This is a genomic window from Methylobacter sp., assembly GCF_036845245.1.
GTDB lineage: Bacteria > Pseudomonadota > Gammaproteobacteria > Methylococcales > Methylomonadaceae > Methylobacter_A.
On sequence record NZ_DAIUEH010000021.1, the window covers coordinates 73,327 to 83,960 of the forward strand.

At 47.8% G+C, this 10,634-nt stretch carries 11 protein-coding genes; 5 read left to right on the forward strand and 6 right to left on the reverse strand.

The features are described from left to right. Positions 1-2: 2 nt before the first annotated feature. The 4 genes from V7051_RS10955 to V7051_RS10970 all read right to left on the reverse strand — a co-directional run bounded on the left by V7051_RS10955 (position 3) and on the right by V7051_RS10970 (position 3,908). Positions 3-674, reverse strand: coding sequence for an ABC transporter ATP-binding protein (locus tag V7051_RS10955; protein ID WP_333875000.1), 672 nt, complete (start codon positions 672-674; stop codon positions 3-5). A 2-nt stretch (positions 675-676) separates the two neighbouring features. Then, on the reverse strand, positions 677-1,912 hold the full coding sequence (locus V7051_RS10960; protein ID WP_333875001.1) for an ABC transporter permease: 1,236 nt from the start codon (positions 1,910-1,912) through the stop codon (positions 677-679). After that, positions 1,909-2,205 (reverse strand): hypothetical protein, encoded by a 297-nt coding sequence (locus V7051_RS10965; protein WP_333875002.1) that lies wholly within the window; start codon positions 2,203-2,205, stop codon positions 1,909-1,911. Before V7051_RS10965 ends, V7051_RS10960 begins: the two co-directional genes overlap by 4 nt. Positions 2,206-2,609: 404 nt before the next feature. Next, entirely contained in the window at positions 2,610-3,908 is a 1,299-nt protein-coding gene (locus V7051_RS10970; protein ID WP_333875003.1) for an urease accessory protein UreH domain-containing protein, read from the reverse strand. Between the two features lie 293 nt (positions 3,909-4,201). On the opposite strand from V7051_RS10970, the gene V7051_RS10975 reads away from it, so the two are divergent. The 4 genes from V7051_RS10975 to V7051_RS10990 all read left to right on the forward strand — a co-directional run bounded on the left by V7051_RS10975 (position 4,202) and on the right by V7051_RS10990 (position 8,503). Next, a complete protein-coding gene (locus V7051_RS10975; RefSeq protein WP_333875004.1) occupies positions 4,202-4,570 on the forward strand; it encodes a hypothetical protein in 369 nt (122 codons plus the stop codon). A gap of 74 nt (positions 4,571-4,644) precedes the next feature. Further along, positions 4,645-5,028, forward strand: a complete 384-nt coding sequence (locus tag V7051_RS10980; protein WP_333875005.1) for a hypothetical protein — start codon at positions 4,645-4,647, stop codon at positions 5,026-5,028. Positions 5,029-5,119: 91 nt separating this feature from the next. Then, positions 5,120-7,594 carry a heavy metal translocating P-type ATPase gene (locus V7051_RS10985; protein WP_333875006.1) on the forward strand — a complete coding sequence of 825 codons (2,475 nt, stop codon included), beginning with the start codon at positions 5,120-5,122 and terminating at the stop codon, positions 7,592-7,594. Between the two features lie 192 nt (positions 7,595-7,786). Next, positions 7,787-8,503: a pentapeptide repeat-containing protein gene (locus V7051_RS10990; protein ID WP_333875007.1), complete on the forward strand. Its 717-nt coding sequence runs from the start codon at positions 7,787-7,789 to the stop codon at positions 8,501-8,503. Between the two features lie 129 nt (positions 8,504-8,632). Here the strand turns inward: V7051_RS10990 and V7051_RS10995 are convergent, their stop codons facing one another. Next, complete coding sequence (locus tag V7051_RS10995; protein WP_333875008.1) at positions 8,633-9,160, reverse strand: PepSY domain-containing protein; 528 nt, start codon at positions 9,158-9,160, stop codon at positions 8,633-8,635. 106 nt (positions 9,161-9,266) lie between these two features. Beyond that, a complete protein-coding gene (locus V7051_RS11000) occupies positions 9,267-10,016 on the reverse strand; it encodes an energy transducer TonB (RefSeq protein ID WP_333875009.1) in 750 nt (249 codons plus the stop codon). A gap of 135 nt (positions 10,017-10,151) precedes the next feature. Here V7051_RS11000 and V7051_RS11005 point away from each other — a divergent pair, with 135 nt between their 5' ends. Continuing rightward, positions 10,152-10,577, forward strand: a complete 426-nt coding sequence (locus V7051_RS11005; protein ID WP_333875010.1) for an ExbD/TolR family protein — start codon at positions 10,152-10,154, stop codon at positions 10,575-10,577. Positions 10,578-10,634: the final 57 nt, after the last annotated feature.

The window sequence follows — 10,634 nt, forward strand, 5'->3', positions numbered from 1 at the left end:
GGCTAATCCTCGATCTGGCCATCACGCAGCTTAACCACCCTGTCCACCATCGTGGATTCATAGACCAGCGGATCGTGGCTGGTGATGATCACGGTTTTGCCTTCCGCTTTGAATTTTTCGATAATTTCCATGAACCGGTACGATAGCTTGGTATCGAGATGCGCGGTCGGTTCATCGGCAATAATGATGTGCGGATCGTTGATCAAAGCCCGTACAATCGAGGCTCGCTGGGCTTCCCCGCCGGACAGCCACTCCACTTTTGAAGCCGCCTTGTTGGCAATATTAAGCTCGCACAGCCCTTTCATCGCCTTGATTTTCAGATGGGACCGTTTTTCTCCCAGCGGATAGGCAGGCAACATCACGTTGTCCAATACCGATATTCCCTTGATCAGGTTCGGTTGCTGAAAAATGAAACCGAAGGTCTTGCGGCGAATATCGGTCAGGAACCGCTCCGGCAGGCTGGTAATTTCACGTCCTTGCAACTTTACCCGCCCTGCAGAAGGACGGCTCATGCAACCGACGATGCTTAATAGCGTGGTTTTTCCGGAACCGCTGGGACCTTTCAACACGGTAACCTGGTTTTCCTCTATAAACAGGTTGACACTGTTCAGCGCCGAAAACTCGCTAGGATTGCCGGCATTAAATACTTTTTTAACATTGACCAGTTCGATCATGACTATTCTCCAGTAAATCGCATCGCCGAATCAGGGTCGATGGTTGCAGCCCGCCAGATCGGAACGATAGTTGCTACGGTGTAAGGAACCACGGTCAGGAAAAACAGCGTGGTCAGCTGTTCGAGATTGACAAAAGGCGTCAGTTTAAAATTGGGATAAAGGCTGGACCAGCCTTTCAACGCCGGCTCGAAGACAATGGAACCGGTAAAAAAGACATGCACATAAGCCAGAATCGCGCCGCTGAAAAAAGCCGTCAGCGAAACCACAGCCCCTTCCCAAAACTTCATCTGGATTACGTCCGAGGTTTCCCAGCCCACGGCCTTGAGTATGCCGATTTCCCGCCGCTCACCGGCGCTCAGGCCCGAAGCTTTGTCCCAGGCGAAAATAACGAAGGCAAGCACGGCGGCGGAGAAAATGACTATCATCATGCCGCCGCGCCAGTTGAAGATGGAATCGTAAGTTCTCAGAATCTCGTCCCGAATAATCGGCCGGGCATCGGGCAGGCGATTCTTTATTTTTGATGCCACCATCGCAACTTCACTGGGATTGCTGACGGCGACGGTAAGATCGGTCACATGACTCTGGTCGATGCCGAAAAGCTTTCTAAAATCTTCCCCGGTAATCAGCATCAAATCGGATGAAACCAGTTCTGATTCAGAGGACAAAGTGCCGGCAATCCTGAAGTTCATCACTTTGCCGTCAAAAGCGCGAAACGGCATGTAATCGCCTTTGCCGATATCGCGAAGACGCGCGATGCCGTTGCCGATGATCAATGTTCCGGGTTCAAGCACAGCGCCGCCCAGTTCAAACAGGAGTTTGGCCGGCTGCCCTCCGGATTCGCTTTCAACCACCGTGGTCTTGGCGGACTGTTTGACTCCATCGTTGCTTGGCGGCGTCAACAATGTGTAGTTGGCGCTTACAAGGCTGTCGTAATAATAACCCCATAACCGGCTTTCGACAGAAGCTACCCCACGGATGTTTTTAATGGTTTCGATATAATTGACCGGAAAAAGATCGTGTCGCCCGGCGACGATTTTTTGCACAACTATCTCCGGCGCGCCTTTCAAGATAAGCGAGGCTTCTTTTTTGATTGAGTAAGTGAAAAACATCGTCGAGGCCAGAATGAAGACGATCAGCGTATATAAAGCCAGCAAACCGAAGTTCTTCACTTTTCTGCGCAGCAATGAAGAGATAGTGAAATCGATAATGTAACGCTGCTTTTCAATCCAGTTTTTCATGGGAGTTTTCTAATGCTTTCGGGTGGTTGGGTAAACGAACCGGACGGGAAGTGTTCCAGCGACAACGGATGGTCCTGAAATGCAGTGTTCAAATCGGCTTGCGACAAATGCCGGGTATAGCGGGCTTCGGTGAACAGGCACAGATCGGTCAGCTTTAGTGTCTTAACCAGCATCGCTTTTTCTTCGAGGTTTGCCTGCCGTGCCTTTGCGCTAAAAGAGGCATGCACTAGCAGCAGGCCCAGCAAAAAGACTCCGCTAGACAAATACAAAAAAAATAACGAGGAATTTCTCATCAGGAGTTTTCAAATAAAGTTCGACAGGCCGGTCAGGGAGGCTGAGAGTAGTATCGGATAGTTGAATCTGCCGATTCAATCTATCGTATTTTTAGATTATGAGTAAATGATTCAGGCATGGCAATAAATTAGATTCTATTATTATAAAATCTCAAATATATTTAAGCTTAACTTAATTAATAGGCATGATGCATGCCCAATTATATTTAATTATTATTGATCAACATATTAAATAAAACGCAATAAATAGAAAGTATTTAAACTAGGTTATATCACATATTAACTGTGTTAAATAACACAGTTTAATAAGAAAAAATATATCTACTCTAAACTTCTATTATTTAAAAATTCTCACTTAATAGCAGGCAAATAATGCATAGATTCCCGGCATATTTTAATCATAATTATGAATCTGCCCGGAAGGCAGATTCCAGTCGCTGCCACCACTGCTTCAGTTCCCGAACCATGTGTTGCCAATCACTTTCTGTTACTGGAGTTTCCTGGGCTTCAGGCGTTATATTCACTTCAGGCGTAGACTCGTCATCAACGACAATAAATGTCCCTGGAATCATTCCCATCCAGCAACTCCACGGCACTACGCCGGTCTCGACAGGTGTGAATTCAATCACCTGGATGCCCTGTTGCAACTTGATATCCAGCCCGTATTGAGGAACCACAATCGCCTTGTTGCACTCGTTCAACTCCTTGGCATTGATTACCCACTTAACCGGAATGCCTTTGCGCAGTGTAAATTTATTCGGTGTGAATCCGGTTTTAACGACGTCCATATTGATGGTTTGTTCAATATCGCAGGAAGGGCTTTCCGCGACCGTCGGTGACAATTGCTGCGAAACGCGGGCAACCAGGGTGTTGAAGTCGACGCCGGTACCGGTAACTGCCAGGCCCCGGTTCAGCATAATAGCTCCCAGCGCCATAACGATTACTCCGGAGGCTTTCAACAGTTTCGGCGTCAAATTTTTTGACAACAGGCTGGTCAAAAAACCAAAACCCAGTAATAACGGCAAGGTGCCGATGCCGAAGAAGAACAGAATCGCCGCGCCATGCGACCAGCTGCCGGTGCCTGCAGCCATTACATACATGGCTTGCAGCGGCCCGCAAATAATCATCAGGCCGTTCAGCAAGCCGATTACGAAAGGATTGCTGTGCTTTCTGTATTCCTTGCTGACAAAGCGCATCAGAAAACCGGGCATCTTGAACTGAAAATGGTCCAGGGCCGGGAACACTTCCAGCATGTGCAAGCCGAACAGAAAAAGGAAAATCCCTGCTGCAACGCCGACCGCGCCTTGCGTGTAAGGTGTAAAGGCGACGACCGAACCAAATGCGCCGAACAGCGCGCCGAAAAGTGTATAAGAAGTGGTTTTACCTATACCGTAAAGAATATGCGTGCCATAGGATTTATGTCCGGTGGTAGCTGATTTTGCTGTATAGCCGAGAATCAGCGGTCCGCACATGCCGACGCAGTGAAAGCTGGTCAGGAAGCCGATCAGGATCAACAGCCCGTAGCTCATGTCGCGACTGAGTTTAGGCATGTCGGAGTGATTCATGAACCAACTATCGAGCCAAAGAATGAATCCAATGCCAAGGAGTGCAAATGTGACTGCAGCAATCTTTTTTAATGCCGTGCGTAAGGTGTTACGACGATGTGCTTGGTTAGGCTGGGGATTCTCGTTTTCAATGTTCATGATGGAATTTTGAGTATTAGGTGAAGCTCTTCAGATAATATAGAAGGCGATTGGCATCAGATGAATAATGCTGGAAAATGTAAATAAAATATAGGGTATTAAATATTTACTCTAGGGGTCAAGCAGTGATTGATTTTATATTTGTTAATCTTGAATTAATTACCTAAATTCAGATTGTATAGTATGTAATTAGTTTGTCCGTTTTAATTAATCATCGATAAGCAGACTGAATATAAATTGACTTGAATATGAAAATTGTCTTAAATGAATTTTAATTATTATATGGGTATTCGATGAAACACATTTCTGAACAGGTATATTCCAACGAGATGGAAAAAGATAAGAAGAAAATGACAGTGTCAGGCGCTCAAACGTCTAAAGGGGAGTTAGTCGTTAAAGGTGTCGCGACCGCCGTGGCGGCAGCGACAATCATAGAAACCGGTAAAGGGGTCATGAAGACATTAGCCAAACAGCCGCTGGTTATGTTCGGTTTTGGGATTGCAGCAGGTTTTCTGACACATAAATATCGTAAGGAGATCATTTTAATCACCAGCAAAACCGCTGAACAAGGCAAGGATTTTGTATTGAAACAAAAAGAAAATATTAAAGATTTGATCGCAGAAAGTCAGGAGGCGGAAGAAGGAACGGACCCCCAAAATTAAACTGTTAAGGGAGCATAGCTCGATGAAGAATCCGCATCCGTTTTTTTAACTACTTGTGAAAGGAGCAATAAGTTATGTCACACGTACACGGCGCAAAGACTGTAGCCAGTCAGATGAAGACCGTTGCCGATGCCGGAACGGCAAAAATGATGGACGCCTCAATGGGAAAAATGGGCAACATGATGGAAGGAGCTTCCCAGATGATGGTGGACGGAATGGGATCGATGCTGAAAATGGGTGGGGAAGTAGCGCAGGCTGCAAAGCATTCGAAAGCTCCCGGAATTGCCGCAGGTGTCGCAACGGGTGCTGTTACAACCGGTTTAGGCAAAACGGCTGTAAGCAAATTCGTCAGACACCCTTTGGTGCTTTTCAGCCTAGGTTTCGCGGTGGGTTATTATGTATGCAAGTACCGTAAATCCATCATTTCGGCTTCCGGCGAAGCTCAGCAACACGAATGAAGCAGCAAGGGAGTATTCAAAGATACTATCTTGTTTTTAAAGGCATTGCCGGTTTTAAAGCTCTGACACATCACTCAAATGGGACGCTGAAATGAAATCTTCACATGCCGGTAATCTAACTCATGGAAAAGTGATTCACGCACTGAATCGCCGAGTTCGCGTGATCGCTCCGGTTTTACTCAAAGATCCCGAGCGTGCCTGTGTTCTGGAAATTCTGCTGCAAAAGCGGGACGGCATCGAAAAAGTTCGCACAGTTCCCGATATCGCCTCGATAGTCATCTATTTTGACCCCGATAAACTGCCGAACGCAAAGTTGTTCACGCTTTTGGATGCGTTACTGGCGAATCTGGGCAAAAGATCCCCTGCATCCCCTCTCAATAAGACGTCGCAATTGCTGCCTACTGACTACGATGAATATCTCGCCGAACAGGAATTCAATCTCAGTGTGGATGGGATGAGTTGCGTATCCTGCGCTCTTTTAATCGAGATGCTGTTGAAGCGGGACCCGCGTATTTCTTCGGCAACGGTTAATTACGCGACGGAAACTGCCACGGTAACCGGCCGAATCAGTAAAGAAAGTTTATGCATGACAATTGGTAACATGGGCTATAAGGCGCAGAATCTTGATAGCTTGGCTCAGCGCCAAATTATGATCGCACGAGAGAAGCAACGTTTGACTGACGCCCGCCGCCGTGCAATGTTGGCCGGCGTGCTGAGCTTGCCGGTTATGATTATCGGCATGGCCGCACCTTCATCCCGGTTTTGGCACTGGGCGCAGCATTTGCTCGCCACGCCTATCGTGCTATGGGCAGGATGGCCGTTCTTTGACAAAGCGATAAAACTGGCCCGGCAACGAGCTACCAACATGGATAGCCTGATTGCGATAGGGGTGGGCGCGTCTTATGGTTATAGCGTGGCGTCCCTGCTGGCCGGTAAACGGGGGCAGTACTTCGATTCCGCAACCGGAATCATAGCCTTCGTCCTGATCGGCCGTTACCTGGAGGAAAAAGCCAAAGGCAAAGCCCATGAAGCGATTCGCTCGCTGGTCGATTTGCAGCCGCAAAACGCAACCGTCATGCACGGCAATAAAAAAGTCCTGATTAGCCTTGACCAGGTTCACGTCAATGACATATTGCTGATTCGTCCCGGCGAAAAAATTCCGACTGACGGCGTCGTGATTGACGGCCTTTCGACGGTCGACGAATCCATGATAACCGGCGAAAGTCTGCCGGTTGTAAAAGAGCATGGTCACCATTTGGTCGGCGGTTGCATCAACGGCAACGGCGTTCTAAAAATGCGCGTTACCGCTGTCGGAACCGATACCGTGCTGGCAAACATTATTCATATGGTCGATCAGGCCCAGTCGTCCAAATTACCCATCCAAAAAACCGTGGATCGTATTTCCTCAGTTTTTGTGCCCTCGGTGATAGCGGTATCATCTTTTACCTTCCTGGCTTGGCTGTCGGTTGGCGTGAGTTTTAGAGCCGCTTTCAGTAATGCGATAGCCGTGCTTTTAATCGCTTGTCCCTGTTCGCTCGGTTTGGCGACACCGATGGCGATCATGGTCGGCACCGGACAGGCGGCCCGGCGCGGGGTTTACATCCGTAACGGGGAAAGCCTGGAGATGGCATCGAAACTAACTACAATCGTATTCGATAAAACAGGGACCATTACCGAGGGCAAACCTCAGGTTACCGATTTTATTACCGTTGCCAAAAACAGCGAACAACGCATCTTAACCTTGGCCGCGGCGGCTGAATCCGGTTCCGAGCATTTTCTGGCGAAAACAATCGTTGCTTATGCCCAGGAGCGCCATGTCAGCCCGGTCAAGGTTGAAGCATTTACCAACGTTCCCGGCCACGGCATTCACGCCCGCGTCGATGGCTGCGATGTTTTGATTGGTAACCGATCGTGGCTTGAAGAGTCCGGCGTTGATTTAAAAAACTTGGGTAAACGCGAACGGCCCTTAGCCGAACAAGGCAAGACCCCGGTTTATGTCAGCGTCGACGGCAAAGCGGCCGCACTGTTCGGCATCGCCGACCAGCCGCGGGCAAACGCCGACAAAGCTATCGAAAGACTGCGCAAGCTTGGGATCAACCCGATAATGGTCACCGGCGATACTGAGCAAACCGCCCGCTACATTGCCGGACAGGTAGGCATCGATACCCTCATTGCCCACGCCAAACCGGACCGGAAACTCGAAATTGTCCGCGCGTTGCAGGCTCAAGGTCACAAGGTAGGCATGATCGGCGACGGTATCAACGATGCGCCCGCCTTGGCATCGGCGGATGTCAGCTTTGCGATTGGGACCGGTACCGACGTCGCTATCGAAACCGCCGATCTTACCCTGGTCAGTGGCGACATCAGCAAAGTTGCCGACGTAATGGAGCTGAGCGGCGAAACCTTGACCGTCATCAAACAAAACCTGTTCTGGGCCTTGGGCTACAACACGGTCGCTATTCCGGTGGCGGCTCTGGGCAAGCTTAACCCGATGATTGCGTCGGGGGCGATGGCGTTAAGTTCGATTTCGGTAGTGCTTAATTCCTTGAGGTTACAGCATAAATAGATGGATGGGGCAGGGCGTCAAAAAATGTTGGATTATGTAAATGAATATCTTGCCTATGCCCGAATACCGGAACATCGGGCAAGGAAAATATGTTGCCCTACCTGGCTTTTTCCTTTTGTGACGAAGTAGTATTGCCATGTGAACTGTCTTCATCCACACTGCCAAATCTAAGAAACATTGGCGAGAGTTTTTATGAGATGTTATGTGTTTTACAGTTTGCTATTGATCAACCCGGTTACTTTGTCCTGTGAGGCGGCAGAACTCACTCGAGAGCAGGTTATAGCGACCATAGCCAGCGCTGGAAATAATCAACCAAAATTCCACAATAAAGACCTTTCCGGTTTGGATTTATCAGGGATCGATTTTAAGGGCGCAGATTTATTTTCAGCAAATCTGGACGGATGTAATCTCAGTGAGGCGAAACTAAAGGGAGCCAATCTCAATCGAGCCCAGATCCGTAAAGCGATGTTGAATCGGGCGGATTTATCCGGTGCCAGTTTGTATGCAGTGGTATTGGATAGCTCCGATTTGACCGATGCCAACTTGACTGGAAGCCGTATCATCGGATTATTGAATAACGTCAACCTGACTAACGCCAAATTGAAAGATGCAAATCTTGGAGCTGACATGACCAATCAAGGCATGGCGCCGGCGCGAGTTGAAATGAACAATGCCGTACTCAATGGAGTCGATTTAAGCGGCGCTAATCTTATCCATGCCGTCATGTCATATGCAAAACTACAAAAAGCCAATTTGTCTAAAGTACGTTTTCGGTGGGCGGATTTGTCAGGGGCAAATTTGAATGGAGCCGATGTCTCTGAAGCAGATTTTCGCAATGCCAATCTGGAAGGGGCGAATTTCAAAAACGTTAACGGGGTAGAAACTGCATTAGGGTTAAAAAATAAGTGACTGTCAGATGAGCCTTAACAACTACAAATAAATATGCCGCCAAATATGAAGCTAAAAATCCAATCTGAACCGGTTTGGATGCATCATAAATGGCGACATGTTTATATTTGATCTTAAAATTCGTCCGGCTTATTCCTTGCCGATTTGGTAGATTTCTTTCTCGTTGTCTTCGACGATTTTTCCGCTAGTGGCGTCTACTTCCAACTTGATTTCACCCTTGTCGGCAGTTTTGATGTCGAACTCGTAGGAAGCGCTACCATCGGACTCGATTTCGTACTCGACTTCTACAATGTCCCCCGCATGCGCTTTCAGGGCGATTTCCTTGGCTTGCTCTAAGCTTATTTTGGTTTTTTCCTTGAATAAGGGATCGTCACCATTTTCTACTTCCTGTTCTTCCTCGGTTATTTTGCCCTTGTTGGCATCGCATTCAAGTTCCCAGCTCTTGCCATCTTTGCCTAGAATTTCGAATTCGTAAGTGGGAACGCCACGTTCATCTTTGAACTCAAGTTTGATAACTTCGCCATCGCGTTTTGCCAAAGCCGCTTTTAAACAGGTTTCCATGTTGACCTTGGTTTTCGGTATTTTAATATCGGCCATTGCAGGTGCACAGACTGCGAATGCAATGTTCGCGATGAGGATTTTTTGGATATTGTTCATGAAGGCTCTCCTAAAAAATTATAGTCCCGCCCTAATGGTGGGCAATTTGATTATATACCCCTGATAGATTTGTGGAGATTTTTACTACATTGGTTTTTTCGTCGATTTACCGTTCTGCCTCGAGCCGAAACACCAATTTGAGTGTGGCTTTTTGCTCCACCGGCTGTCCATCTTTGAGGGCGGGTTTGAATCGCCAGCGCTGGATCGCGTCGAGTGCTGCCTGATCGAATATTTGCTTAGGGTTGGCGTCCACGATTCTTGCATTACTAACCGTTCCCGCAGGGGTCACAGTAAATTCGACCTGCACCCAGCCCTGAATACCTCGAGCCTTAGCTCCTGGCGGATAAGATGGCGTCACGCGGTACAATACCACCAGATTCTGGGGATTCGAAGCTCCACCTCTACCTGTCCCTTCGCCACCAGCACCTCCACCAGTTGAGTTTTTGTCACTACCCGTCGGGATCGGCGAATTTTCAGCATTCCCCTGATTGGGAGGCGCTATCGGGTTTGAGTCGGGTTCCGGCATATTCGATAACGCTGTGCTCGTTTCCAGTGGAACTCGCGGCTTGATTTTGACTTTCGGCTTCTGTGGCTTAAGCGGTTTTGTAGGTATTGGAGCGGGTACCGGCTTCGGACTGGACAAAGGCTGTGCTTGCGACTGAGTAGGCGGAGCCGAAAGCTGGCCCTGATGTTCTGGTGTGACGGCAATAGTCGCAACTTCGACAAACTGCAGAGGTTTAACCTCGGATTGGTGAACATTGTTAACCGCTGCCAACATGCAAAGCAACATTGCATGAAGAGCGATAGAAATCCTTAAGCCCCAAAAGGGTCTGTTTGGCTGATTGTTTTGCTGCATTAATAGTCTTGGCGCCTAAAATAAAATGCTATTATCAATTACAAAGGCAACGCTAATTCCCAAAATCAGGTCTTGCTTTCTCTCTGTTTTTTAAGGTGCTGACTGCACGATAGCTATTATGGTTTAAAGATTAACATGAGAAATAAATCCAGACGATCTTCCCGCTGGACCAATCAGCCTGACATCAACCTGAACGCTTTTTTGGACTTAGTTCTGAATATTTTGCTGTTCTTTGTATTTGCGACCGAGCTGGCTGTATTTGAAGCGATTGATGTGTCAGTGCCAATCACAGAATATTCCGATACCCTATCGAGGCAAAGGCAAGCTTTAATTATCTTCATAACCAAGGATAATCAGTATCTCGCCGATGGCGAGAAAATGCCGATCGCCAACTTGGCGGGATGGTTGTCGCAGAAAAAGCAAAGCGATGACACATTGAATACTGTGATCGTCAGGGGAGATCTTAACAGCAGTCTGCAGGCCACAGTTGATGTTTTGGGTGCCTGCAGGATGGCTGGTATCGAAAAGGTCAAAATCGAAACCGAAAAACCCTCAACATAATCTTTAGGACTTACGCAAGAACCATTTCAAGCGATGGTTTTCTCAGTTGTTGAACGA

Coding starts and splice junctions, on each gene's coding strand:
- V7051_RS10955 (WP_333875000.1), bottom strand. CDS start 674: ATGATCGAACTGGTCAATGTTAAAAAAGTATTTAATGCCGGCAATCCT.
- V7051_RS10985 (WP_333875006.1), top strand. CDS start 5,120: ATGAAATCTTCACATGCCGGTAATCTAACTCATGGAAAAGTGATTCAC.
- V7051_RS10965 (WP_333875002.1), bottom strand. CDS start 2,205: ATGAGAAATTCCTCGTTATTTTTTTTGTATTTGTCTAGCGGAGTCTTT.
- V7051_RS10970 (WP_333875003.1), bottom strand. CDS start 3,908: ATGAACATTGAAAACGAGAATCCCCAGCCTAACCAAGCACATCGTCGT.
- V7051_RS10960 (WP_333875001.1), bottom strand. CDS start 1,912: ATGAAAAACTGGATTGAAAAGCAGCGTTACATTATCGATTTCACTATC.
- V7051_RS11005 (WP_333875010.1), top strand. CDS start 10,152: ATGAGAAATAAATCCAGACGATCTTCCCGCTGGACCAATCAGCCTGAC.
- V7051_RS10990 (WP_333875007.1), top strand. CDS start 7,787: ATGAGATGTTATGTGTTTTACAGTTTGCTATTGATCAACCCGGTTACT.
- V7051_RS11000 (WP_333875009.1), bottom strand. CDS start 10,016: ATGCAGCAAAACAATCAGCCAAACAGACCCTTTTGGGGCTTAAGGATT.
- V7051_RS10980 (WP_333875005.1), top strand. CDS start 4,645: ATGTCACACGTACACGGCGCAAAGACTGTAGCCAGTCAGATGAAGACC.
- V7051_RS10995 (WP_333875008.1), bottom strand. CDS start 9,160: ATGAACAATATCCAAAAAATCCTCATCGCGAACATTGCATTCGCAGTC.
- V7051_RS10975 (WP_333875004.1), top strand. CDS start 4,202: ATGAAACACATTTCTGAACAGGTATATTCCAACGAGATGGAAAAAGAT.